Raw genomic sequence first — 23387 nt, 5'->3', positions numbered from 1 at the left:
GGCTAGGCCGTGGGACGGTCGGGCTGGGCGAGGACGTCTTGCGCCTTGGCGGTGAGCAGCGGGTCGATGATGATCTGGTAGTTGGAGGCGAGCACCTGGTGCGTCGACGTGAAGTCGCGACGTCGGCGGCCCAACGAGTAGGTGACGATGCCGAAGAGCATTCCGAATCCCGCGCCGATCAGGGCCGCGGCGAGGACGAACCCGATCTGCGGGGTGGCGGAGAACAGGAAGAGCAGGATTCCGAAGAAGAGCCCGAACCACGCGCCGCTCGCCGCACCGGTCGCCGCCGTGCGGCCGTAGGTGAGCTTTCCGGTCACCCGCTCCACCGTCTTCAGGTCGTTGCCGACGATGGCGAGTTGCTTGACCTCGAATTCGGCCTTCGACAGGCGGTCGACGACGCTCTGCGCCTCGACGTAGGTCTCGTAGGTGCCGAGAACGTCGCCTTTGGGCAGGGTCGGCTGGGACTGCGGTTTGCGTCCGAAGGGGCTCTGATTGCTCACATGATCATTCTTCCATTGCGGCGGTAGGGTTTTACCGTGAGCGCCACAAGAGTTTTCGCTGCCCGCCTGACGGGATGCTCCGTTTTCGACCCCAACGGAGACAAAGTCGGCCGCGTCCGCGACGTGCTCGTCGTGTACCGCAACACCCAGTCTCCGCGGGTGATCGGCTTCGTCGTCGAGGTTCCGGGCAAGCGTCAGGTATTCCTCTCGATCGGCCGGGTCACCAGCATCGGGTCGGGCCAGATCATCACGACAGGGCTCATCAATCTGCGCCGCTTCGAGCAGCGCGGCGGCGAGATCCGGGTCATGGCCGAGCTGCTCGGCCGCAAGGTCACCCTCGCCGACGGGTCGGGCGAGGCGACCATCGAAGACGTCGCCATCGAGGAGGTCGGCCTCGGCGAGTGGGAGATCTCCCAGCTCTTCTGCCGCCGCCCCAAGGCGTCCGCCTCTCCGTTCGGCAAGGGCGCGACCGTGTTCGTGCGCTGGAAGGAGATCCGCGAGAAGACCACGACCGGCGAGGCCCAGTCGGCGACCCAGCTGGTCGCCAGCTACGCCGACCTGCTGCCCGCCGACCTCGCGAACGCGATGCTCGACCTCACCGAGCAGCGCATGTTCGAGGTGGCCGAGGAGCTCAGCGACGACCGCCTCGCCGACGTGCTGGAAGAGATGCCGGAGAGCGAGCAGGTCGACATCCTCAACCAGCTCGACGACGACCGGGCCGCCGACGTGCTGGACCAGATGCAGCCGGATGACGCGGCCGACCTCATCGCCCACCTCAGCGACGAGCGCGGCGAGGCCCTGCTCGACCTGATGGAGCCCGAAGAGGCCCAGGACGTGCGCTTCCTGCTCGCCTACGCCCCCGACACCGCGGGCGGCCTGATGACCACCGAGCCGATCATCGTCTCCGCAGACGCCACGGTCGCCGAGGGGCTCGCCCTCATCCGGCGCCACGAGCTCGCTCCGGCCCTCGGCGCCGCGATCTGCGTCACCCTGCCGCCGTACGAGTCGCCCACCGGGCGGTTCCTCGGCATGGTGCACTTCCAGCGGATGCTGCGCTACCCGCCGAACGAGCGTCTCGGCACGCTGCTCGACCAGACCCTCGAGCCCGTGCTCGCCACGGCGAGCGCCGCCGAGGTCTCCCGCATCCTCGCGAGCTACAACCTCGTCTCGGTTCCCGTCGTCGACGAGAACCACCGACTGGTCGGGGTGGTGACCATTGACGATGTCCTCGACTATCTGCTGCCGGAAGACTGGCGAAGTACCGACTCCGCAGACGACGACCATTCGGGGCCCGTCCCCGTACCCGTGACCACCGCGAGCATCCCTGTGAAGGGGAGGAGGACAGCCCATGGCACGCACTAGCCGCATCAACCGAGCCGAGAACAGGCTCGACTCCCCCAAGGGCCTGCGCACCGCGTTCCGCTTCGAGAGCCGGGACCGGTTCGGCCGGTTCACGGAGTCGATCGCCCGCGGCATGGGGACCCCGTGGTTCCTCTTTGGCCTCTCGGTCTTCGTCGTCATCTGGATGATCTACAACACGGTCGCCCCCGAGGGCATCCGCTTCGACTCCGCGGCGATCGGCTTCACCGCGCTCACGCTCATCCTGTCGCTGCAGGCGTCGTACGCCGCGCCGCTGATCCTGCTCGCGCAGAACCGTCAGGACGACCGCGACCGTGTGCAGATCGAACAGGACCGGCAGCGCTCGGAACGCAACCTCAACGACACCGAGTACCTGGCCCGCGAGGTCGTGGCACTGCGACTGGCGATGCGCGACATGGCGAGCAAGGACTTCATCCGTAGCGAACTGCGTGCACTGCTCGCCGAGCTCGACGAGCGCGACGGCACGAAAGAGACCGCGGATTGAGTGACGACACACGGCCGCTGAACTCGACCCCTTCGACGCATTCGACAATCTCGGCGACCGAGGCGACGGTGCTCTCGGCGCTCGGCCGCGTCATCGACCCCGAGATCCGTAAGCCGATCGTCGAGCTCGACATGATCGGCGGCGTGAGTGTGCAGGGCGGCACCGCCTCCATCGCGCTCAAGCTCACGATCGTCGGCTGCCCGGCCGCCGACACCATCGAACGCGATGTACGCGAGGCCGCGGCATCCGTGCCCGGCGTCTCGGCCGTCGACGTCGACGTGACGATCATGACCCGTGCCGAGCGCGACGCCCTCACCGACAAGCTGCGCGGCGGCCGGGCCAAGACGATGCAGTTCGGCCCCGACTCGCTCACCCGCATCTACGCCGTGACCAGTGGAAAGGGCGGGGTGGGCAAGTCCACTCTGACCGCGAACCTCGGCGTGGCCCTCGCCGCCCGCGGCCTGCGGGTCGGCATCGTCGACGCCGACGTCTTCGGGTTCTCCATCCCCGGCATTCTGGGCATAGCCGGCGCCAAGCCCACCCAGGTGAACGAGATGATCCTGCCGCCGCTCGCCCACGACGTGAAGGTCATCTCCATCGGCATGTTCGTCCCTTCGACGAGCTCAGGACAGGCGGCAGACAGGGTGGTCTCCTGGCGCGGGCCGATGCTGCACCGCACCATCCAGCAGTTCCTCACCGACGTCTACTTCGGCGACCTCGACATCCTGCTGCTCGACCTTCCCCCGGGCACCGGAGACATCGCCATCTCCATCGGCCAGCTGCTGCCCCAGGCCGAGATCATCGTGGTCACGACGCCGCAGCCCGCGGCCGCCGAGGTCGCGGAACGCAGCGCCCTCGTCGCCCGCCAGACCGGCCAGAAGGTCATCGGAGTGGTCGAGAACATGGCCGGGCTCCCTCAGGCCGACGGCTCGATCCTCGACATCTTCGGCAGCGGGGGCGGGGCGGATGCCGCGGCTCGCCTCTCCACGCCGGAGGAGCCGGTGACCGTGCTCGCCTCGATCCCGCTCTCGATCGCCCTCCGCGAGGGCGGCGACACCGGCCGGCCGATCGTGCTCACGCACCCGGACGAGCCGGCCGCTCGCGCCATCACCGAGCTCGCCGCACAGCTCGCCGTGCGGGCGCGCGGTCTCGCCGGACGCAAACTGGGCTTCACCGTCAACTGATTGCGCCGCGGTGCCGGCGCGGGTTAGGTCGTAGCCATGATGCAATTGCACTGGATCGGAACCGACACCGTCGAGAACACCACGGTGACCATGTCGGCCGAGGGCTCCCACGCCGACGGGCAGATCGACAGCTCGATCGACGACGCGGTGCTCACCCGCTACTCGATCGACACCGACGCGAGCTGGGCGACCCGGTTCGTGCGGGTGGCCACCGAGGAGGGCGACCTCGTGCTCATCGGCGACGGTCTCGGCGGCTGGACGGAGGGCGACGGAACACGTCTCGACCACCTGGCCGGGGCAATCGACGTCGACATCACGGCGACCCCGCTCACCAACACCCTGCCGATCTGGCGGCTCGGCCTGCGGGTGGGCGAGAGCGCCGACGTGCTGACCGCGTACATCGACGTGCCGCAGCTGACCGTCATCGCCGACCCGCAGCGCTACAGGCGCCTCGACGAGCGCAGCTACCGATTCGAGTCGCAGGGCGGAGACTTCGCGCGTGACATCACGATCGACGACGCCGGGTTCGTGGTCGACTACCCCGGGCTGTTCCGCCGGGCGTGAGCCGCGGCATCCGCCCGCCGTGCACCTCGTTAACGACGAGAGCGCAGCCCCGCTCTGGCGGGACTGCGCTCCGGTTGCGCGGCTGCTGCCGCGGCGGCTGGCTACGCGCGGCGGGTCGGGACGCGACGGTATCCGTCACGGGCGGTCACGACGACGGCTCCGATGATTGCTGCGATGGACAGTGCGCCGATGACGGCGAATTCGATGATCATTTCGGGTTGTTCTCTCTCTAGGTCTCCCCCTATTCAACAACCGACAACTTTTTAGCACAATCTAATCTTTCTTGGGTCATTGTGTAGCATTGCTTTATGGATGTTCGGCGCTTGGAACTGCTTCGCGAACTGGCCGAGCGCGGAAGCATCACCGCGGTCGCCGCGGCGACAAACCGCACCTCATCTGCTGTTTCGCAGCAGCTCAAGGTGCTGGAGCGCGAGGCCGGCATTCCGCTCACCGAGAGGCGCGGACGCGGGGTCGTGCTCACCGGCGCCGGGCGGATGCTCGCGCAGACCGCGACCGACGTCGCGATCGCCCTCGAGCGCGCCGACGCCCTGTGGGAGGACTTCAAGCAGGCGCCGCGCGGCGACGTGACCCTGACGATCTTCCCCACCGGCGGGCAGATGCTGCTGCCCGGTCTGCTGTCGGCCATCGCCGAGGTTCCCGGCCTCGAACTCAGCTGCACCGACCAGGACCCTCTGCTGCCCGACTTCGCCGACCTGACCCCCGACTTCGACATCGTCGTCGCCGACGCGCCGTCCATCCTCCCCTCCTGGCGCGAGCGCGGCCTCGCCGTCGTGCCGCTCATGACGGAGCCGCTCGACGTCGCGCTGCCCGAGGGCCACCCGCTGTCGGAGAAGCGCACCCTCTCGCCCAAGGACCTCGTCGACGAGACCTGGGTGGGGGTGCCCCTCGGCTTTCCCTACGACCGCATCCTGCGCCAGATCGAGGCGGCCAACGGCGTTCCGGCGCGGGTCGGCCAGCGCTTCCTCGACAACGGCATCGTGGAGGCGATCGTGGCGGCGGGCCACGGCATCGCGATCCTGCCCCGCTACACGACCCGCGACCACGAGAACGGACTGGTCACCCGGCCGCTCACCGGCGTGCGCGCCCTGCGGCAGATCTCGGCTCTGCTGCGGCCCGACCGGGCGGAGCGCCCCTCGGTGCGACTCGTGGTCGAGGCGCTGCGGGCCGAGGCCGAGCGGTTCCGCAAGGAGCACGAGACGCTGCCCGCCGGCTGAGCCGTGCCCGGCGGGCGGTCGACGTCTAGCCGCGCGGCTCCACCAGCCGCGCCAGCAGCTCGACCAGCAGTCGCTCGGTGAGCGGGGCCGGCAGCGCCTCGATGAGTGCGAGGAGGGGCGCCATGCGTTCGGGCAGCCCGTCCGAGCCGTCGTCGAGCCCGATCAGGCCGAGCAGCGCGAACGCCGTCTGGGCGTCGAGCGGCGGCGCGTCGGGCGAGGCGAGCCCCGCGGCGACGGCGGGCGGCAGCGCGCCGAACACCTGTTCCGCGGTCACAGCGGGCACGCCGCGCACCTCGTCGGCCGCGAGCGTCAGGGCCGCCGTCAGCTCGTCCAGCACTCGCTCGGTGACCGGGGTGACCGTCAGGTGCGTCGTGTGCGGGAGGCGTGATCCGTCAGCCTGCGTGAACCCGGGCTGCAGCTGCAGCAGCCAGCCATGGGCCCGCACCCGGTCGGCCCAGTGATGCGGGTCGACGCGGCGCTCCGGCGCGACGGACTCGTCGGCCGCGACGGCCAGCAGCGGGCCGACGGGCATGCCGACGACACGTAGCCCCTCGATGCCGTCGACGAGATCTTTGAGCGCCGCTGTCGACCGTTCGCACGAGGCGGCGAGGGTCGCGAGGCCGTCGCGGCCGAGAGCGTGCACGATCGCCCACGCCGCGGCGAGGGCTCCGGCCGACTTCGAGCCGAGCATGGTGGCGTTCACCACCGGGTAGCCGGGCCACCGTGTCGTCGCGAAGTACTGCCCGCGCTGGCGGTCGCGACCCCGGGTGAGCAGCACCGAGGCGCCCTTCGGCGCGTAGCCGAACTTGTGCAGGTCGGCGGAGAGGCTCGTGACACCGGGCACGCGCAGGTCCCACGATGACAGACCGCCCCAGAACGGCAGCACACAACCGCCGATGCAGGCGTCGACGTGGCAGTCGATGCCGCGCTCGAGCGCCGCCGCCGCGACCTCCGCGACCGGGTCCATGGCCGCGTGCGGATAGGACGGCGCAGATACCACCACCAGCGCCACGTCGGGCGCCATCCGCTCGACCATCGCATCGGCCGAGACCCGCCCGTCGGAGCCCACGGGCACCAGGTCGAGGACGAGCCCGAAGTAGTGGGCCGCCTTGTGGAAGGCGGCGTGCACCGTCACCGGCGCGAGCAGCCGCGGGGCGCCGTCGCCGACCCAGTTGTCGCGGGCGGTCTTCACCGCGAGCAGGCAGCTCTCGGTGCCTCCCGTCGTGACGCTGCCGACGACGTCGGAATCGCCGCCGAGCAGGGCGCGGGCGAAGCCGACGACCTCGCGCTCCATGACCGCGACCGAGGTGAAGGTCGTCGGGTCGAGCCCGTTGACCGGCTGGACGAGACGCATGGCGGATGCCGCGAGCTCGTCGATCTCGGAGAGCCCCGAGTCGTACACGTACGAGAGCACGTGCCCGCCGTGGGTCGGCGCGTCGGCGGCACGCAGCGCGGCCAGCCGAGCCAGCACGGAGTCGGGGTGCTCGGCGAAAACGGTCATGTGCGTGCCTCCACGGGTCGGTCGACGGTGTTCCTGCGCAGCGGGTAGCGGGAGAAGGCCCACAGGCTCACCACGACGAGGGCTGCGGGCACGATGCTGAAGCTCACGACGATGCCGGCGATCGCCGCCGGCGGCTGGGCCACAGTCTGGCCGGCGACGGAGTCGACGTATCCGGTGACCGCGAGCACCACGGTCAGCGCGGTGGCGCCGAGCGCCATGCCGGTCGTCTCCCCCGCCGTCCACACGCCGCCGAACGTCCCAGCGGCCGAACCGCCGTGACTGGCGGCATCGGTGGAGATCACGTCGGGCAGCATCGACAGCGGCAGCGACTGCATGCCCGCGAAGCCGGCCCCGGCGAGCGCCACCGGCAGGTACACCCAGTCGCCCGGCGCCGCCAGCAACGTCGTCAGCGCGAGGGCGGCAAGGGCGAAGAGCAGCGACGCCGCGACGAACGCCCGTTCCTTGCCGACGCGGCGCGACACCGCCTGCCACACCGGCGCGAACAGCACCGCCGGGGCGATGAGCGCGATGAACAACAGGGTCACGGCGGCCTGCGACTCGAGAACCCACGTCGCCACGTACTGCGCGCCGGCGAGCATCAGCCCCGTGGCGAGGCCCTGCAGGGCGAAGGCGCCCAGCAGTGCGCGGAACGGCTGGCTGCGGCGCAGGACGACCACGCCGGAACGGAAGCTCTGCGCGACCGACACGGCCGGGGCATCCGTCGTCTGCCGCTTGGCCGCGACGAACGACGCCACGAACAGCCCGGCCCCGATCACGAGCCCGGCGACCACCGCCATGATCAGGTAGCCGAGGTGCTCGTCCGCTCCCCCGAGCTCGCGCAGCGCCGGGCCGCCCGCACCGAAAAGCAGGATCGCCACCGTGAGCACGACCACCCGAACCGACACCAGCCGGGTGCGCTGGTCGTAGTCGCCCGTCAGCTCGGCGGGCAGAGCGATGTACGGCACCTGGAACAGGCTGAAGGCGGTGGCGGCGGCCGTGAACGCGACGAGCACCCACACCCACGACGCTGCCGAGCCGAGAGCGGGCGGAACCGCGAAGGTGAGCACGAAGAACAGCGGCAGCAGCAGCGCGCCGAGCACCATGTACCGGCGTCGCGACCCGGTGACGGCGAGAGACCGGTCGCTGCGCGCGCCGATCACCGGGTCGATCACGACGTCCCAGATCTTCGCCACGGCGACGAGTGCGCCCGCGGCGAGGGCGGCGATGCCGAGGGTGTCGGTCAGGTAGTAGACCAGCACGAGCCCGGGCAGGGTGGAGAACCCTCCCGTGCCGAGCGATCCGACGGCGTACGCGGCGATGGTCCTTCTCGAAAGCGGCGACTCTGCAGCACTCATTTTGGGAGCCTACAACCAGTTGAGCGGCGCTCCGGTCTACGCTGATGCCATGCCAGCTTCTTCCCTCGATTCAGTCCGGATCTCCGACCTCGCCCGCGATCTCGTCCACTTCTCCGGCGCCACGGCGCGAGTGCTGGCGCCGTTCACCGGCGAGCTCCTGCACGAGCTTCCGCTCGGTTCGGCGGGCGACGTGGTCGACGCCGCGACCGCGGCGAGGGTCGCGCAGCGCGCCTGGCGTGCCGCCGGGTTCGCGCACCGTCGCGCGGTGCTGCTCAGGGCGCACGACCTGCTGCTCGAGCGCCGGGAGGAGCTGATGGACGCGCTGCAGTCGGAGACGGGCAAGACCCGTGGGCAGGCCTTCGAGGAGGTGTTCAGCGGCGCGAGCGTGACCCGCTACTACGCGGTCGCCGCCCGATCCGTGCTCGCCACGCGGCGCCGCAGGTCGGGCATCCCCCTCGTCGTGTCGACCCGCGTGGGCTACAAGCCGAAGGGCCTGGTCGGCGTGATCACCCCGTGGAACTATCCGCTCAGCCTCTCGCTCATGGACGTCGTGCCAGCCCTCGCCGCCGGAAACGCCGTCGTGCAGAAGGCCGACAACCAGGGCGCGCTCAGCATCCTCGCCTCCCGCCGCGCCTTCATCGACGCCGGTGTGCCCGAGGCGCTGTGGCCCGTCGTCGCCGGCGACGGAGACGAGATCGGAAATGCGGTCGTGGATGTCTCGGACTACGTGTGCTTCACCGGCTCGACGGCCACGGGCAGGAAGGTGGGGGTGCGTGCGGCCGAGCGCCTCATCGGCGCCTCCCTCGAGCTCGGCGGCAAGAACCCGCTGATCGTGCTCGACGACGTCGACCCGGCCGCTGCGGCGGCCGACGCGGTGTACAGCTGCTACTCGTCGATGGGGCAGCTGTGCGTGTCGATCGAACGTGTCTACGTGCTGCGGCACGTCGCCGACTCCTTCACCCGCGCCTTCGTCGAGCGGGTCAGGCAGCTGAAGCAGGGCGGCGCCTTCGACTACTCCACCGATGTCGGATCGCTCACCTCGGCGGCGCAGCTCGAACGGGTCTCGGCGCACGTCGACGACGCCGTCGCGAAGGGCGCCATGCTGCTCGCGGGCGGAAGGGCGCGACCCGACCTCGGACCGTTCTTCTACGAGCCGACCGTGCTCGCCGCCGTCACCGACGACATGCTCTGCGCGCGCGAGGAGACGTTCGGGCCCGTCGTCGCGATCCACGTCGTGCAGAGCGAAGACGAGGCTGTGGCGCTGGCGAACGCGTCGGAGTACGGCCTGAACGCGTCGGTCTTCAGCGGGTCGCTGGCGCACGGCCGACGCGTGGCCGAACGGCTCGACGCGGGCAGCGTCAACGTCAACGAGGGCTACCGAGCCACATTCTCGAGCGTCGACGCCCCGATGGGCGGCATGAAGCAGTCGGGCATCGGCCGCCGCAACGGCGCCGAGGGCCTGATGCGGTTCGTCGAGCCGCGCACCGTCGCCGCGGCTACAGGCCTGCTCACCCTGCCGCGCACCGGCAAGGAGTTCGCGGCGGTCGCCGGCGCGCTGGTCTCGGTGCTGGTCGTGCTGAAGGCGCTGCGACAGCGCTGAGCTCGGCCGAACGGGCAGGGGTTAGGTGGCCTCTGTGTCGTAGGGAGCCGGCACGCCGTCGCGCAGCAGCCGCTGACGCTGGGAGTAGGCCGACTCGATGGGCGGCTTGACCACCGGGACCGGTTCGTCTTCGACGAGGGCCTCGCGGATGATGCGCCGGGGGTCGTACTGACGCGGGTCGAGCTTCTTCCAGTCGACCTCGTCGAAGTCGGGGCCCATCTCCTCGCGCATGCGCTCCTTGGCGCCGTTGGCCATGCCGCGCACGGTCTTGGTGAGGCGGGCGAGCTGCGACGCGTAGTACGGCAGCCGCTCGGGTCCGAGCAGGAAGACGGCGATGATCCCGATGATCACCAGTTTCTCGAACGTCAACCCAAAGGACACCCGCTCAGAATAACCCCTGTCGACGGTGCACTGGCTTACAGTGGGGACGAACAAGGAGTAGTTGGTGGCTGGTAAAGAGTCGAGCTGGAAGTTCGCAGAAGAGTTTGTCGTCGAACGACCGGAGATAGCGCAGGCGAGGCAACACTCCGTGGAGGTCGGCGTCGAGCCGGTCTCCCCGGCCACCGGAGCCCAGCTCGCGGTTCTCGCCGCCGCCACCAACGCGAGCAACATCATGGAGATCGGCACCGGTCTCGGCGTCTCCGGCCTGTGGATGCTCACGGGCGCCCCGAACGCCGTGCTCACCTCGATCGACTCCGAGATCGACCATCAGCAGCTCGCGAAGGTCACCTTCACTGCGGCCGACATCCCCGCGAACCGCGTGCGTCTCATCGCAGGCCGCGCCCTGGACGTGCTGCCGCGCATGAACGAGTCGAGCTACGACCTCGTGCTCGTCGACGCCGACCCACACTCGGTCATCGAGTACGTCGAGCACGGCCTGCGCATGGTGCGTACGGGCGGCACGGTCGTCGTGGCGCACGCGCTGTGGCGCGGCCGCGTCGCAGACCCCGCGCAACGCGATGACCTCGTGGCGAATTTCCGCACCCTGCTGCGGGAGGTCGCCGAATCATCCGCCGTCATCAGCTCGCTGTCACCCGTCGGCGACGGCCTTCTGCAGCTCACCCGCGTCGCCGACTAGGGGCGCAGCGCCCCGGGGTGCACAAAACCCGCGTGCCGCCGGAGGGCAGCACGCGGGTGATGTGACGGCCGCTAGGCGGTCGCGACGACTCCCTCGAGAGCGTCGTGGAGTTCTTTGGCCTCAGCGTCGTTGACCGATACGACGAGTCGTCCGCCACCCTCGAGTGGAACGCGAACGATGATGAGGCGTCCTTCTTTGACAGCCTCCATTGGGCCGTCGCCAGTCCTCGGCTTCATGGCTGCCATAGAAGTCCCCTTTCATAGGTACTCAACCATTATTGACTATGAATCGGCATGCTAAAAACCGAACAACCCGTTTTGGGGGATTACGGGGGTGTCCAGTCGTACCCGTCGACCCACCACGCGATGTGGATCCAGCCCACTTGCCCGAGCACGCAGAGCAGCACCAGGGCGAGCCGGTAGACCCACGACCGCGGCTGCGCCAGGGCGCCCCAGAGCGGGAAAAACGGCACAAACAAGCGGAACGTGCTCGACTGCGGAAAGAACACCGCGAGCAGATAGAGCGCGTAGCTGGCCACCCAGAAGCGGATGTCGGGGCCGAGGCGGCGCACCCAGGGCGTGAACATAAACCCGACGAATCCTCCGACCGAAAGAATTAGCACGAGAATGCCGAGCGGGCCCGGAATCCAGAAATCGGCGGCGAGGATCCACGGGGTGAGGGGCAGCAGCTCCTGATAGCCGACGTACGCCGACCGCCACGCGAGTTCGGTGTCGATGTAGGCCGTGAGCGACCCGGTCGCCGCCGCCGCGATGAGCAGCCAGGCGAAGCCCGCGACGACGCTCGACGCCCCGACGACGACGGATGCCACGATCTCGCGTCGCGGGAACGGGTCGCGTTCGCGCACCACCCAGCGGTAGATCACGTGCAGCCCCATGGCCAGGGCGAATGCCAACCCGCTGGGGCGCGTCACCGACATCACGACGACCACCGGCAGAAGCATCCAGTAGTCCCTCTTGAGCAGCAGGTAGAGGGCGAGGGTGAGGAAGAACGCGTGCATCGACTCTGCGTAGGCCACCTGCAGGATCGGCGACAGCGGCGCGAAGCAGTAGAGGACGACGGCGAACAGCGCGGTGCCCTCCGGCAGCACGAGCCGCATCAGCTTGTAGAACATCAGGGCGGTGGCCAGCGCGAACGCCACGGAGACGAAGACCGCCAGCACCCGGAAGTCGAGGCCGGTGACGAACATGAGCCCGCGGATCAGGCCGGGGTAGGCGGGCATAAACGCCCACGCGCTCTCGCCGACGTGGCCGTCGTCGGTCAGCGGCAGCTCGCTCGGATAGCCGGCGACGGCGATGATGAAATACCAGTGGCCGTCCCACAGCTTGGCGAAGTCGAGATATCCCGGATGCGCGCCCGTCCACGCGTTCGCCTCCTGGCGGGCGGCGAACGACAGCATGATGGCCGTCGTGACGACGCGCGAGACGACGAAGACGACCAGCACACGGGCCCACCACGCCGTGAGCCGGTAGCGCACGGTCAGCCATGGCGCGGTGGAGCTATGGAAAACGCGCCAGCGTTTTCGTGACCCCAGCGCCGACCGATCCTGCGAGGGAGGGTCTACCTGAGCGCCGGACGAAGAATGCGACGTCAGCCCGTCATGAGCCACGCGCGCAGCCCCTGTTCGCACGAGGTGATCTGGTCGACGGCCACGCGCTCGTCGTCGGCGTGCGCCTTGAGGGGGTCGCCCGGGCCGTAGTTGACGGCGGGCATGCCGAGGGCGGAGAACCGCGCGACGTCGGTCCAGCCGTACTTCGGCTTCGCCTCGCCCCCGACGGCCGCGAGGAAGTTCTTCGCCAGCGGGGCGTCGAGCCCCGGGCGGGCGCCCTCGGCGAGGTCGACGACGGTCACGTCGAAGCCGGCGAACAGCTCGCGAAGGTGCGCGATCGCCTCCTCGCCGGACCGGCTGGGCGCGAAGCGGTAGTTGATGTGCACCATCGCCGCGTCGGGGATCACGTTGCCGGCGACGCCGCCCGTGATGCCGACCGCGTTGAGGCCCTCGCGGTAGACCAGTCCGTCGACCTCGACCTCACGGGGGACGTAGGCGGCGAGCGTGTCGAGGACGGGCGCGAGATCGTGGATCGCGTTGTGGCCGACCCAGGCACGCGCGGAGTGGGCACGGAGGCCGAAGGTGCGAACCTCGATGCGGGCGTTGCCGTTGCATCCGCCCTCAATTTCGGAGCGTGTCGGCTCGCCCAGGATGGCGAAGTCGCCCTGCAGCAGGTGGGGGCTGTTGTCGGCGAGGCGCTTGAGTCCGTTGAGGTCGGCCGAGACCTCCTCGTGGTCGTACCAGAGCCAGGTGATGTCGACCGCGGGCTCGGAGAGCTCGACGGCGAGCTTGAGCTGAACGGCGAGGCCCGACTTCATGTCGACGGTGCCACGGCCCCAGAGGTACTCGACACCGTCCTCCGTCTCGTAGCGGGTCGGCAGGTTGTCGTTGAGCGGCACGGTGTCGGTGTGCCCGGCGATCACTACGCGCTTCTCACGGCCGAGGTTGGTGCGGGCGATTACGACGTCGCCGTCGCGCGTCACCTCGAGGTGGTCTGCGCCGGCGAGAGCCGTGAGGATCGCCTCCGTGATCGGCCCCTCGTTGTCGGAGACCGACTCGATGTCGCACAGCTGGCGTGTGATGTCGATCGAGGTCTGGGTGAGGTCGAGAACGGGCAGCGTGGTGTCGGCGACGGGCATGGGGTCAAGTTTAGGGTCGGTACGCTTGGGGCATGAATTCTCGCGCCGCCTGGGGCTACGGCCTCGCCACGATCGCCTCCGACTCCACGGTTCTCGACACCTGGTTCCCGACTCCGGTGCTCGGCGAGCTTCCCGCCGGAACCGACCCGCACATCGCTCCGTCCGAGCTCGAGCCGCTGCTCGGGCCCGACGAGCGTCGCGGCGTGCGGGTGGACTTCGTGACGGTGCAGATCGATCTGGATGCCGCCCCGGCGTCGACTCCCGACGCCTACCTCCGGCTGCACCTGCTGAGCCACCTGCTGGTCGCGCCGAACACGATCAACCTCGACGGCATCTTCGGGTACCTGCCGATCGTCGCGTGGACCACCGCCGGCCCCATGCACCCCGACGACTTCACCCGCCTGCGCCCCGTGCTGCAGCGCGCAGGCATCTCCGCGCACGGCATCGACAAGTTCCCGCGGCTGCTCGACTACGTGGTGCCGGCCCGTGTGCGCATCGCCGACGCCTCACGCGTGCGTCTCGGCGCCCACCTCTCCCCCGGCACGACCGTGATGCACGAGGGTTTCGTGAACTTCAACGCCGGCACCCTCGGCACCTCCATGGTCGAGGGCCGCATCTCGCAGGGGGTCGTCGTCGGAGACGGCTCCGACATCGGCGGCGGCGCATCCATCATGGGCACGCTCTCGGGCGGCGGCACCCAGCGGGTCACGATCGGCGAGCGCGCGCTGCTCGGCGCCAACTCGGGCATCGGCATCTCGATCGGCGACGACTCGGTCGTCGAGGCGGGGCTGTATGTGACGGCCGGCACGAAGGTCGTCGTCGTGCCGCCCAAGGGCGCAGCCGGCCAGCCTCTCGAACCCCGCACGGTCAAGGCGTCGGAGCTCAGCGGTGTCGCAAACCTGCTGTTCCGCCGCAACTCGCTCACCGGCGCGGTCGAGGTTCTCGCCCGGTCGGGTACCGGCGTCGAGCTCAACTCGGCGCTGCACGCGTAAGGCGGGCCAAAAGCGCTGCAGTCCGGGCGTCGGGCTCCAGCGCGCGCTGCAGCCCGGCGCCCGAGCTGTAGCGCGACCGCGGCGGAGCCGGCCGCATGCCGGCGGGGTTAGCATCGGGGCATGCGAAGGCGCTCGATCGCGATTGCCGCCGCGGCAGTGGTCGCCGTCGGGGTGGGCGCGGCGTGGGCGGGGTCCGCGGCGCCGATCGCGCGCGACACCGGCGACAGCTCGCTGCTCGTCGGCTACTACGAACCGCACGACGACATCGCGCTCGCGAATCTCACGGTCGGCGACGGCGTCTACCTGATCGAGTATGAGGCGTGGGTGCGGTTCCACTCGCGGCTGCCTGGCGTGCTTCTCGCCTGCGGCCTCGTCGACGCCAGCGGCCGCATCGGCTACCTCGACGACACGGTCTTCCCCGTGCCGGGCAACGGGCGCTGGACGCGCGTGAGCGTCTCCGCGACCTACGACATCCCCGAGACCACGCTCGGGCTGCGGTGCAGCCCGACCGCCGCCGGACCGTACGGCATCGGATTCCGCGACGTGACGCTCACGGCCGAGCCGATCGGCTGAGGCGCGCGGCCACGCCGTCGCCCCGGCTTCCGCGCCACCGCGGTACGCGCGCTCCACGTCGAGCTGGCGCGCACGTACCGGGATGGCGCGCACATCTGCCACCGGGCGCCGTGACCGACGCCGCGCGACCTGCTCAGCCGGCAATCCCGGCGGCGGTACTGCCTAGCGCTCGGGCCAGGCGCGCTCGGGCTCGCCGATGTACAGCTGCTGCGGGCGGCCGATCTTGGTCGCGGGGTCGAGGTTCATCTCGCGCCAGTGGGCGATCCAGCCGGGGAGGCGTCCGATCGCGAACAGCGGGGTGAACATGCGCGGCGGGAAGCCCATCGCCTTGTAGATGACTCCGGTGTAGAAGTCGACGTTCGGGTAGAGCTTGCGCTCGGCGAAGTAGTCGTCGGCGAGAGCGACGGCCTCGAGCTCCTTGGCGATGTCGAGCAGGTCGTCCTGCACGCCCAGAGCCTCGAGCACCTCGTCGGCGCTCTCCTTGACGAGGGTCGCGCGCGGGTCGAAGTTCTTGTACACCCGGTGGCCGAAGCCCATGAGGCGAACGCCCTGCTCCTTGTTCTTCACCCGGTCGACGAACTTGGTGACGCCGTCGCCCGAGTCCTTGATCTCCTGCAGCATCTTGAGAACCGCTTCGTTGGCGCCGCCGTGCAGGGGGCCGTAGAGGGCGTTGATGCCGGCCGAGACGGAGGCGAAGATGTTCGCCTCGGTCGAGCCGACGAGGCGCACGGTGGACGTGGAGGCGTTCTGCTCGTGGTCTTCGTGCAGGATCAGCAGGCGGTCGAGAGCCTTCGACAGCACCGGGTTGACCTCGTACGGCTCGGCCATGGTGCCGAAGTTCAGCTTCAGGAAGTTGTCGACGAAGCTGAGCGAGTTGTCGGGGTAGAGGAACGCCTGTCCGAGGCTCTTCTTGTGCGCGTAGGCGGCGATCACGGGGAGCTTGGCCAGCAGCCGCACGATCGACATCTCGATCTGCTCGGGGTCTTTGACGCTCAGCGAGCCCTCGTAGTAGGTCGACAGGGCCGAGACGGCGCTCGACAGAACCGACATCGGGTGCGCGTTGTGCGGCAGTGCGTCGAAGAAGCGACGGAGGTCCTCGTGCAGCAGGGTGTGCCGACGGATCTTCTCGTCGAAGCCCGCGAGTTCGTCGGCAGTGGGCAGCTCGCCGTAGATGAGCAGCCACGCGACCTCGAGGTAGGTGGAGTTCTTCGCGACCGCCTCGATCGGATACCCGCGGTACCGCAGGATGCCCGCGTCGCCGTCGATGTAGGTGATCGCGCTCTTCGTGGAGGCGGTGTTCACAAAGCCCTGGTCGAGCGTGGTGAAGCCGGTCTGCTTCATAAAAGTGGAGATATCGATGCTGTCGCGGCCGTCGACGCCGCGAATAACCGGGAACTCCGCTGTTCCCCCCGGGAAGTGCAGCGTGGCCGTTTCGGTTCCTGGCGCCATGTCATTCACCCCTACAGCCTATTAGGCGGCGCCTGACTAGTCGTATCGCGTCCAAAAGCCCACAAAGCGGCTTGGAGAAAACCTCTAAATCTCAGCGCAGTGCGGCGAATCTCTCGACCGCGGTGTCGACGTCGGCGTCGCTCACCGTCAGCGCCATACGCACGTGCTGCGGGGCGCCGTCGGTGTAGAAGCTGCCGGGCACCACCAGCACGCCGTGCTCGGCGAGGTCGCCGACGGTCTGCCAGGCGTCCTGCCCGCGGGTCGCCCAGAGGTACAGGCCGGCCTCGCTGTGGTCGACGGTGAAGCCCGCGGCCTCGATGGCCGCCTTGAGCCGGTCGCGGCGGGCGCGGTACAGCGCGCGCTGCGCCGCGACGTGCGACTCGTCGCCGAGGGCCACGATCATCGCCGCCTGCACCGGGGCGGGCGGGATGAGACCGGCGTGCTTGCGCACGGAGAGCAGCTCGGCGACCAGGGTCGCATCGCCCGCGACGAATCCGGCGCGGTAGCCGGCGAGGTTCGACTGCTTGCTGAGCGAGTAGACCGCGAGCACCGAGGAGTTGTCGCCGCCCGTGACTCGCGGGTCGAGGATCGACGGGGTCGGTTCATCCGCCGCCCAATTGAGCTCGGCGTAGCACTCGTCGCCGGCGATGACGGCGCCGAGCTCACGGGCACGCGCCACCATCGCGGCCATGGTCTCGACGTCGAGCACCCGTCCGTCGGGGTTGCCCGGCGAGTTGATCCAGACGAGGCGGGTGTTCTCGGGCCACGCGGCCGGGTCGTCGCTGGCGAGGGCTGTGGCGCCGGCGAGGGCGGCGCCGATGGCGTAGGTGGGGTAGGCGACCTCCGGATGAACCACCACGTCGCCCTCGCCGATGCCCAGCATCAGCGGCAGCCAGGCGATAAGCTCCTTCGAGCCGATCGACGGGAGCACGTTGCCCACTGACAGGTCGCGCACTCCCCTGCGGCGCCCGAACCACTCGACGATCGCCTCGCGCAGGGCGGGAGTCCCGGCGACCTGCGGGTAGGCGTGCGCGTCGGTCGCCGCGGTGATGGCGTCGCGGATCAGCTGCGGGGTGGGGTCGACGGGCGAGCCCACCGAGAGGTCGACGATGCCGCCCGCGTGCCGGCGGGCTACGGCGCCGAACGGGACGAGCGCGTCCCAGGGGAAGTCGGGCAGGTCGAGCGGCGTGCGCGCCACGTTATTCGGTGTGGCCGTTGAAGGGTTCTGCCATGACGATCGCGTGGTCCTTGTGAATCACGCCGACCTTCGCCGCGCCGCCGGGAGAACCGACCTCGTCGAAGAACTCCACGTTGGCCTTGTAGTAGTCGGCCCACTGTTCGGGCACGTCGTCCTCGTAGTAGATCGCCTCGACGGGACAGACCGGCTCGCACGCACCGCAGTCGACGCACTCGTCGGGGTGGATGTAGAGCATGCGGTCGCCCTCGTAGATGCAGTCCACGGGGCATTCGTCGATGCAGGCGCGGTCTTTGATATCGACACAGGGTTGGGCGATGACGTAGGTCACTGAGGTCGAGATCCTTTCACTGCACGAGAACTAGACAATCTTACCCACGCGCGGGCTGAGCGTCTGCGGTGCCCGCACGCACCCTGCCCAGATTCGGCCAGGCGACGACGACGAGGATCACGGCCGCCGGCGCCAAAGTCCAGATCAGACCCGTGATGTTGGCCGGCACGATGACCGAGCCGCCCATCGTCGGTGAGGCGAGAAACGTCGTCATCCCCATGATCCCCACCGTGGCGAGGATCGGGATGATGCGGGAAGAGGTGAGCACGCGCAGCCCGACGACGAACCCGGTGCTGGCGACGAGGGCGGGCACGAGCCCCCACGGGACGGCGACGTCGCCGACCGTGACGCTCGACTGGTGCACCGCCGTCATCAGCGCGCCGATGACCGCGCCGAACGCGAGGGCGAGGGCACCGACGCCGATCTTGATGCCCCGGCTCTGCTCGCGGAACGGAAGGTGCTCCGCGGCCGGCGTGGCGGCCAGGCGCCGGTAGGTCTCGGTCAGGGCGATCGGCTGGGACACACCGTTCGAGAGGGCGAAGGTGTCGCCGTCGAGCGTCAGCTGGCTGCGGTGGGCGGCAAGCGCCTCCCGCTTGCGGTCGGCGACCGGCGCCACGTCGACGACGATCGGCCCGGTGCCGTCGGTGACGACCTCGTAGAAGTCGACGCCCATGACCTCGGCGGCCCGGCGTGCGGCGTCGTGAGCGCGCACGTGGTCGGGATGCCCGTAGCCGCCGCGCTCGTCGTAGCTCACGACGGCCGTGGGGGCGATGTCGGCGATGACGGCGGCGATGTCGGCGGTCACGCTGCTCATCGAGGCCGCCGAGAGCGAGAGCGCGCCGAGCGACTCCAACGCCTCGGCTCCGGATGCGCCCCAGCGCATCCCCGAGTCGAGGTAACGACGCGGCGGGAGGTCGACCCAGCGGGCGTTCTCGTCGCCGAGGTAGCGGTGGTCGGCGACTCCGAGCGCCCGCATCGCGGCGGCGAGCTCGGTCTCGCGGTGGGCGGCGAGCGACTCCGGCGAGCTCGCCAGATGCTGCAGCTCGGCCGGGATCACCTCGCCGAGCTCGCCGCGCGTGCAGGTGAGCACGGTCACCGCGGCTCCCGAGGAGGTGAGCGTCGCGATGGTTCCGCCGGTCGTAATGCTCTCGTCGTCGGGGTGGGCGTGCACGAAGAGGACGCGCTCGACCGTGTCGATCGGTTGGCTGATGTCAGGCATGTGTGTGGACAGTTTAGACAAGAGTGATTAGAGTCAGATGGCTAAGGTAAGCCTTACCAACCTCCCTCGCTCTCTTCCCGGAAAAGACCCGTGCTCGCAAACTTTCTCATCGGCCTGCGCGAGGGCCTCGAAGCAGGGCTCGTCGTCGGTATCCTCATCGCCTACGTCGTCAAGATCAACCGGCGCGACGTGCTGCCGCGCATCTGGCTCGGCGTCGGCATCGCGGTGCTGCTGTCGCTCGCCCTCGGCTGCGTGCTGACCTTCGGCGCCTACGGGCTGTCGTTCCAGGCGCAGGAGCTGATCGGCGGGCTGCTCTCGATCATCGCAACGGGATTCGTCACGTGGATGATCTTCTGGATGCTGCGTACCGCGCGTGGGCTGTCGCGGGAGCTGCGCTCCGAGGTCGACGCCCACCTGTCGGGCGCCGGCTGGGGACTGGTGCTCGTGGCGTTCCTCGCCGTGGGCCGCGAGGGGCTCGAGACGGCGCTGTTCATCTGGGCGGCCGTGCAGGCGAGCGGCTCGACGACCCTGCCGCTCGTCGGGGCGTCCCTCGGCATCGCCGTCTCGGTCGTGCTCGCCTACCTGATCTACCGCGGCGTTCTCTCGATCAACCTCTCGAAGTTCTTCACGTATACCGGCGTCTTCCTCATCGTCGTCGCCGGCGGAGTGCTCGCCTACGGCGTGCACGACCTGCAGGAGGCCGGGTTCCTCCCCGGGCTCGGCACGCTCGCCTTCGACGTCACCGCAGCGGTGCCGCCCGACAGCTGGTACGGCACCCTCCTCAAGGGCGTCTTCAACTTCTCCCCCGCGACCACCGTGCTCGAGGCCGCCGCCTGGCTCGCCTACGTGATCCCCGTGATGACCCTGTTCCTGCTGTCGGTACGCCGTCAGAACAGGGCGTCCGCACCCGTCTTCCCCGCAGCATCCGCAGTCACCACAGAAGGAGCACTATGAACCGGTCGATCCTGGCCCCCGCCCGCACGCGAGCGGCCGTGTCCGTCGCGGTCGGCGCCGCGGCCCTGCTCGTGCTCTCGGGGTGCGTCGCCAACGACCCGGCCGGCGACGGCGCTGCGGCCACCGCGCTCACCGTCGACTCCAGCGCCGACGACTGCGTCGTCTCGGCTGCCGAGGCCCCGAGCGGCGCTGTGAGCTTCAGCATCGAGAACACGGGCGACCAGGTCACCGAGTTCTACCTGCTCGCCGACGACGAGCTGCGCATCATCGGAGAGGTCGAGAACATCGGCCCCGGCATCACCCGCGACCTCGTCGTGCAGGCCAGGCCCGGCGACTACTTCACCGTCTGCAAGCCGGGGATGATCGGCGCCGGCATCGGCAAGGCGGCCTTCACGGTCACCGACTCGGGAGCGGAACTGGCCGGAGCCGGCGACGACAAGGAGCTCGTCGACGCCGCGGCGGTCAACTACGTGTCATACATCAAGAACCAGGTCGAGGGCCTCGTCACCTCGACGGCGACGTTCCTCGACGCCTACCGCGCCGGCGACGACGAGACCGCGCGGGGGCTGTACGCCAGCACGCGCGCCGCCTACGAGCGCATCGAGCCCGTGGCCGAGTCGTTCGGCGACCTCGACCCCAAGATCGACTTCCGCGAGGCGGACGTCGAGGAGGGCACGGAGTGGACAGGCTGGCACCGCATCGAGAAGGACCTCTGGCAGCCGTCCGCAGCCGACAACGGCGGCGAGGCCTACGTGCCGCTGACGCCCGAGGAGCGCGTGCGCTTCGCCGACCTGCTCGAAGCCGACACCGCCGCGCTGAACGACGCCGTGCACGAAGACGACTACACCGTCTCGATCGACGCGATCAGCAACGGCGCCATCGGCCTGCTCGACGAGGTCGCCAGCGGCAAGATCACCGGCGAGGAGGAGATCTGGTCGCACACCGACCTCTGGGACTTCCAGGCGAACCTCGAGGGCGCGCGTGTCGCCTACGAGGGCGTGCGCGACATCGTCGAGCCGAAGGACGCGGAGATCGTCGCGACGCTCGACGCAGAGTTCACGTCGCTCGAGACGCTGCTCGGCCAGTACGGCAGCCTCGACGCCGGCTTCGTCTACTACGACGACCTCACCACCGAGCAGGTCAAGGAGCTCGCCGACGGCGTCAACGCCCTCGCCGAGCCTCTCAGCCGGCTGACGTCGGTTCTGGTCGGCTGAGCAACCTACTATCGGCAGATGACTGACGACTCGGCCCCGGCACGCTCCGGGCTCTCCCGCAGGGGGCTCCTCGGGCTCGCCGGCGCCGGCGTCGTCGGGGCCGGTCTCGGCTTCGGCGTCGACCGGGTGCTCACTCCAGAAGCGAGTGCCGCGTCCGGCGCCGCCGCGTCGTACCCGTTCTTCGGCGAACACCAGTCGGGGATCCTCACAGCCGCGCAGGACCGACTGCACTTCGCCGCCTACGACGTGAGCGACATCTCCCGCGACGAGCTCGAGGAGCTGCTCGCCGACTGGACCTACGCCGCCGACCGGATGTCGACCGGGCTCGGCGCGGGGGCGTACGGCCCCGCGAGCGGCCCGTACGACTCGCCGCCCGACGACACCGGCGAGGCGCTCGACCTCCCGCCGTCGGGGCTCACCATCACGTTCGGCTTCGGTCCGTCTCTGTTCGACGACCGCTTCGGCCTTGCCGGCAGGCGCCCCGCGGCGCTCATCGACCTTCCGCACTTCCCCGGCGACGCCCTCGTCGACACGCTCGTCGGCGGCGACCTCTGCATCCAGGCCTGCAGCGACGACCCGCAGGTCGCCGTGCACGCGATCCGCAACCTGTCGCGCATCGCCTTCGGGCGGGCGAGCATCCGCTGGTCGCAGCTCGGCTTCGGGCGCACCTCGTCGACGACACGGGCGCAGGCCACCCCGCGCAACCTGTTCGGCTTCAAGGACGGCACCGCGAACCTGCGTGCCGAAGACGCCGAGACGGCGAAGGACGTGTGGGTGCAGTCCGGAGACGGCGCCGAATGGATGACCGGAGGCTCCTACCTCGTCGCGCGCAAGATACGCATGACGATAGAGACCTGGGACCGTTCGTCGCTGCGCGAGCAGGAGCGCGTCGTCGGGCGCACCAAGGGCGAGGGCGCGCCCCTCAGCGGCGGCGAGGAGTTCACCGCGCCCGACTTCGCAGCCACGGGTCGCGGAGACGCGCCGCTCATCGACGAGGCCGCGCACGTGCGCCTCGCGCACCCCGACACGAATGCGGGCGCGACGATGCTGCGCCGCGGCTACAACTTCGTCGACGGCAACGACGATCTCGGACGCCTCAACGCCGGCCTGTTCTTCATCTGCTTCCAGCGCGATCCGCGCGAACAGTTCGTGCCGATCCAGCTGCGACTGGCCAAGAACGACGCGATGAACGAGTACGTGCGCCACGTCGGATCGGGAATCTTCGCGGTGCCGCCCGGCGCGCGCAAGGGCGGCTCGATCGGCGCTGGGCTCTTCGCCTAGAGCGACGCCTGCGGAGGTCGCGGGGCCGGTCCGAGCGGAGCCCCGGGACCGGGGCAGGCGCGGCGCGGCTAGTTGCCGGTCACCGTCACGACGTAGCTAGCGGTGACGACGCCGTCGGCGTCGGTTCCGATGGTGAGCACCACGGTGTGCGGCGCGAGAGTGAAGGTGCCGAAGCCGCCCGCGGCGTCGGAGTTGACGGCGCTGCTGACGAAGCCCGCGCCCTCGAGGGCGGCCTGCGCGGAGGCGAAGTCGTCCGAGGTCAGCGTCGACACGACACCCCAGCCCGAGCCATCCGGCCCGCTCGCCCCGCCCTTGACTTCGCCGACGACGGGGATCTCGTCTGCCGGGAATCCGGGGGGCAGCTGGCCGTCGGTGCTGATGCCTGCGCCGCCGAGCGCCTCGGACACAGCGTCTCCGGCCTGCTTCTGCGCCTCGGAGAGGGCGTCGTCGGCCCGGTTCTGCGCCTCGTCCATCACGCCGTTCACGACGTTGTCGGCGACGCCGCAGCCGACGAGCAGCGGCGAGGCGGCGAGAGCGGCTGCGATGAACAGGGTGCGGGCGATCCGGGTGCGCGTGGTCGTCATGGGTCCAA

General features: G+C 69.8%; 24 protein-coding genes. 12 read left to right on the top strand and 12 right to left on the bottom strand.

Annotated features, from left to right (window positions below):
- Positions 1-2: 2 nt before the first annotated feature.
- Positions 3-500: a general stress protein gene (locus ABIE21_RS00450; RefSeq protein ID WP_354022819.1), complete on the bottom strand. Its 498-nt coding sequence runs from the start codon at positions 498-500 to the stop codon at positions 3-5.
- Between the two features lie 36 nt (positions 501-536).
- On the opposite strand from ABIE21_RS00450, the gene ABIE21_RS00445 reads away from it, so the two are divergent.
- From ABIE21_RS00445 to ABIE21_RS00425, 5 genes are all read left to right on the top strand, one after another.
- A complete protein-coding gene (locus tag ABIE21_RS00445; RefSeq protein WP_354022818.1) occupies positions 537-1862 on the top strand; it encodes a magnesium transporter MgtE N-terminal domain-containing protein in 1326 nt (441 codons plus the stop codon).
- Positions 1849-2364, top strand: a complete 516-nt coding sequence (locus ABIE21_RS00440) for a DUF1003 domain-containing protein (protein WP_354022817.1) — start codon at positions 1849-1851, stop codon at positions 2362-2364. Before ABIE21_RS00445 ends, ABIE21_RS00440 begins: the two co-directional genes overlap by 14 nt.
- 47 nt (positions 2365-2411) lie before the next feature.
- Positions 2412-3548 carry a P-loop NTPase gene (locus ABIE21_RS00435; RefSeq protein ID WP_354024375.1) on the top strand — a complete coding sequence of 379 codons (1137 nt, stop codon included), beginning with the start codon at positions 2412-2414 and terminating at the stop codon, positions 3546-3548.
- A gap of 36 nt (positions 3549-3584) precedes the next feature.
- Positions 3585-4112 (top strand): putative glycolipid-binding domain-containing protein, encoded by a 528-nt coding sequence (locus ABIE21_RS00430; RefSeq protein WP_354022816.1) that lies wholly within the window; start codon positions 3585-3587, stop codon positions 4110-4112.
- 308 nt (positions 4113-4420) lie between these two features.
- Positions 4421-5347 (top strand): LysR family transcriptional regulator, encoded by a 927-nt coding sequence (locus ABIE21_RS00425; RefSeq protein WP_354022815.1) that lies wholly within the window; start codon positions 4421-4423, stop codon positions 5345-5347.
- A 25-nt stretch (positions 5348-5372) separates the two neighbouring features.
- Here ABIE21_RS00425 and ABIE21_RS00420 read toward each other — a convergent pair whose 3' ends face one another.
- Both ABIE21_RS00420 and ABIE21_RS00415 read right to left on the bottom strand, forming a co-directional pair.
- Positions 5373-6848, bottom strand: coding sequence for a pyridoxal phosphate-dependent decarboxylase family protein (locus ABIE21_RS00420; protein WP_354022814.1), 1476 nt, complete (start codon positions 6846-6848; stop codon positions 5373-5375).
- The gene (locus tag ABIE21_RS00415; protein WP_354022813.1) at positions 6845-8203 is read right to left on the bottom strand and encodes an MFS transporter; all 1359 of its coding nucleotides are present in this window, start codon (positions 8201-8203) and stop codon (positions 6845-6847) included. Before ABIE21_RS00415 ends, ABIE21_RS00420 begins: the two co-directional genes overlap by 4 nt.
- A 49-nt stretch (positions 8204-8252) precedes the next feature.
- Here ABIE21_RS00415 and ABIE21_RS00410 point away from each other — a divergent pair, with 49 nt between their 5' ends.
- Positions 8253-9803, top strand: coding sequence for a succinic semialdehyde dehydrogenase (locus ABIE21_RS00410; protein ID WP_354022812.1), 1551 nt, complete (start codon positions 8253-8255; stop codon positions 9801-9803).
- 21 nt (positions 9804-9824) lie between these two features.
- Here ABIE21_RS00410 and ABIE21_RS00405 read toward each other — a convergent pair whose 3' ends face one another.
- Positions 9825-10184: a Sec-independent protein translocase TatB gene (locus ABIE21_RS00405; protein ID WP_354022811.1), complete on the bottom strand. Its 360-nt coding sequence runs from the start codon at positions 10182-10184 to the stop codon at positions 9825-9827.
- A 64-nt stretch (positions 10185-10248) separates the two neighbouring features.
- Here ABIE21_RS00405 and ABIE21_RS00400 point away from each other — a divergent pair, with 64 nt between their 5' ends.
- Positions 10249-10881, top strand: a complete 633-nt coding sequence (locus tag ABIE21_RS00400; RefSeq protein ID WP_354022810.1) for an O-methyltransferase — start codon at positions 10249-10251, stop codon at positions 10879-10881.
- Positions 10882-10952: 71 nt separating this feature from the next.
- On the opposite strand, the gene ABIE21_RS00395 is transcribed toward ABIE21_RS00400, so the two are convergent.
- The 3 genes from ABIE21_RS00395 to dapE form a co-directional block, all read right to left on the bottom strand.
- Positions 10953-11126: a DUF3117 domain-containing protein gene (locus ABIE21_RS00395; RefSeq protein ID WP_354022809.1), complete on the bottom strand. Its 174-nt coding sequence runs from the start codon at positions 11124-11126 to the stop codon at positions 10953-10955.
- Positions 11127-11206: 80 nt separating this feature from the next.
- Positions 11207-12376, bottom strand: coding sequence for a hypothetical protein (locus tag ABIE21_RS00390; protein WP_354022808.1), 1170 nt, complete (start codon positions 12374-12376; stop codon positions 11207-11209).
- A 113-nt stretch (positions 12377-12489) separates the two neighbouring features.
- Positions 12490-13587, bottom strand: coding sequence for a succinyl-diaminopimelate desuccinylase (gene dapE, locus ABIE21_RS00385; protein ID WP_354022807.1), 1098 nt, complete (start codon positions 13585-13587; stop codon positions 12490-12492).
- A 32-nt stretch (positions 13588-13619) separates the two neighbouring features.
- On the opposite strand from dapE, the gene dapD reads away from it, so the two are divergent.
- Complete coding sequence (gene dapD / locus ABIE21_RS00380) at positions 13620-14579, top strand: 2,3,4,5-tetrahydropyridine-2,6-dicarboxylate N-succinyltransferase (protein ID WP_354022806.1); 960 nt, start codon at positions 13620-13622, stop codon at positions 14577-14579.
- Between the two features lie 120 nt (positions 14580-14699).
- Positions 14700-15152: a hypothetical protein gene (locus tag ABIE21_RS00375; protein WP_354022805.1), complete on the top strand. Its 453-nt coding sequence runs from the start codon at positions 14700-14702 to the stop codon at positions 15150-15152.
- A 162-nt stretch (positions 15153-15314) separates the two neighbouring features.
- On the opposite strand, the gene ABIE21_RS00370 is transcribed toward ABIE21_RS00375, so the two are convergent.
- The 4 genes from ABIE21_RS00370 to ABIE21_RS00355 form a co-directional block, all read right to left on the bottom strand.
- Entirely contained in the window at positions 15315-16601 is a 1287-nt protein-coding gene (locus ABIE21_RS00370) for a citrate synthase (RefSeq protein WP_354022804.1), read from the bottom strand.
- A gap of 91 nt (positions 16602-16692) precedes the next feature.
- Positions 16693-17799: a succinyldiaminopimelate transaminase gene (dapC, locus tag ABIE21_RS00365; RefSeq protein WP_354022803.1), complete on the bottom strand. Its 1107-nt coding sequence runs from the start codon at positions 17797-17799 to the stop codon at positions 16693-16695.
- A 1-nt stretch (position 17800) separates the two neighbouring features.
- Positions 17801-18127, bottom strand: coding sequence for a ferredoxin (gene fdxA, locus ABIE21_RS00360; protein WP_354022802.1), 327 nt, complete (start codon positions 18125-18127; stop codon positions 17801-17803).
- 40 nt (positions 18128-18167) lie between these two features.
- Positions 18168-19346 carry a PIG-L family deacetylase gene (locus ABIE21_RS00355; RefSeq protein WP_354022801.1) on the bottom strand — a complete coding sequence of 393 codons (1179 nt, stop codon included), beginning with the start codon at positions 19344-19346 and terminating at the stop codon, positions 18168-18170.
- A gap of 90 nt (positions 19347-19436) precedes the next feature.
- Between ABIE21_RS00355 and efeU the strand changes: the two genes are divergently transcribed.
- The 3 genes from efeU to efeB are packed head-to-tail and all read left to right on the top strand — an operon-like array spanning position 19437 to position 22795.
- Complete coding sequence (gene efeU, locus ABIE21_RS00350; protein WP_354022800.1) at positions 19437-20300, top strand: iron uptake transporter permease EfeU; 864 nt, start codon at positions 19437-19439, stop codon at positions 20298-20300.
- On the top strand, positions 20297-21514 hold the full coding sequence (gene efeO, locus ABIE21_RS00345) for an iron uptake system protein EfeO (RefSeq protein WP_354022799.1): 1218 nt from the start codon (positions 20297-20299) through the stop codon (positions 21512-21514). The genes efeU and efeO overlap by 4 nt, the downstream gene beginning before the upstream one ends.
- Positions 21515-21532: 18 nt before the next feature.
- Entirely contained in the window at positions 21533-22795 is a 1263-nt protein-coding gene (gene efeB / locus ABIE21_RS00340; RefSeq protein ID WP_354022798.1) for an iron uptake transporter deferrochelatase/peroxidase subunit, read from the top strand.
- A 68-nt stretch (positions 22796-22863) separates the two neighbouring features.
- Here the strand turns inward: efeB and ABIE21_RS00335 are convergent, their stop codons facing one another.
- Positions 22864-23379: a hypothetical protein gene (locus tag ABIE21_RS00335; protein ID WP_354022797.1), complete on the bottom strand. Its 516-nt coding sequence runs from the start codon at positions 23377-23379 to the stop codon at positions 22864-22866.
- Between the last annotated feature and the right edge of the window lie 8 nt (positions 23380-23387).

The organism is Conyzicola nivalis, from assembly GCF_040548875.1.
GTDB lineage: Bacteria > Actinomycetota > Actinomycetes > Actinomycetales > Microbacteriaceae > Conyzicola > Conyzicola nivalis_A.
This window is presented reverse-complemented; position numbering and strand designations above follow the sequence as displayed.

Excerpts from the sequence above, each read along its gene's own strand:
- efeB (WP_354022798.1), top strand. The coding sequence starts at position 21,533 with ATGACTGACGACTCGGCCCCGGCACGCTCCGGGCTCTCCCGCAGGGGG.
- ABIE21_RS00335 (WP_354022797.1), bottom strand. The coding sequence starts at position 23,379 with ATGACGACCACGCGCACCCGGATCGCCCGCACCCTGTTCATCGCAGCC.
- ABIE21_RS00425 (WP_354022815.1), top strand. The coding sequence starts at position 4,421 with ATGGATGTTCGGCGCTTGGAACTGCTTCGCGAACTGGCCGAGCGCGGA.
- ABIE21_RS00440 (WP_354022817.1), top strand. The coding sequence starts at position 1,849 with ATGGCACGCACTAGCCGCATCAACCGAGCCGAGAACAGGCTCGACTCC.
- ABIE21_RS00430 (WP_354022816.1), top strand. The coding sequence starts at position 3,585 with ATGATGCAATTGCACTGGATCGGAACCGACACCGTCGAGAACACCACG.
- ABIE21_RS00420 (WP_354022814.1), bottom strand. The coding sequence starts at position 6,848 with ATGACCGTTTTCGCCGAGCACCCCGACTCCGTGCTGGCTCGGCTGGCC.
- dapE (WP_354022807.1), bottom strand. The coding sequence starts at position 13,587 with ATGCCCGTCGCCGACACCACGCTGCCCGTTCTCGACCTCACCCAGACC.
- ABIE21_RS00415 (WP_354022813.1), bottom strand. The coding sequence starts at position 8,203 with ATGAGTGCTGCAGAGTCGCCGCTTTCGAGAAGGACCATCGCCGCGTAC.
- ABIE21_RS00355 (WP_354022801.1), bottom strand. The coding sequence starts at position 19,346 with ATGCCTGACATCAGCCAACCGATCGACACGGTCGAGCGCGTCCTCTTC.
- dapD (WP_354022806.1), top strand. The coding sequence starts at position 13,620 with ATGAATTCTCGCGCCGCCTGGGGCTACGGCCTCGCCACGATCGCCTCC.
- ABIE21_RS00375 (WP_354022805.1), top strand. The coding sequence starts at position 14,700 with ATGCGAAGGCGCTCGATCGCGATTGCCGCCGCGGCAGTGGTCGCCGTC.
- efeO (WP_354022799.1), top strand. The coding sequence starts at position 20,297 with ATGAACCGGTCGATCCTGGCCCCCGCCCGCACGCGAGCGGCCGTGTCC.
- ABIE21_RS00410 (WP_354022812.1), top strand. The coding sequence starts at position 8,253 with ATGCCAGCTTCTTCCCTCGATTCAGTCCGGATCTCCGACCTCGCCCGC.
- ABIE21_RS00370 (WP_354022804.1), bottom strand. The coding sequence starts at position 16,601 with ATGGCGCCAGGAACCGAAACGGCCACGCTGCACTTCCCGGGGGGAACA.
- ABIE21_RS00395 (WP_354022809.1), bottom strand. The coding sequence starts at position 11,126 with ATGGCAGCCATGAAGCCGAGGACTGGCGACGGCCCAATGGAGGCTGTC.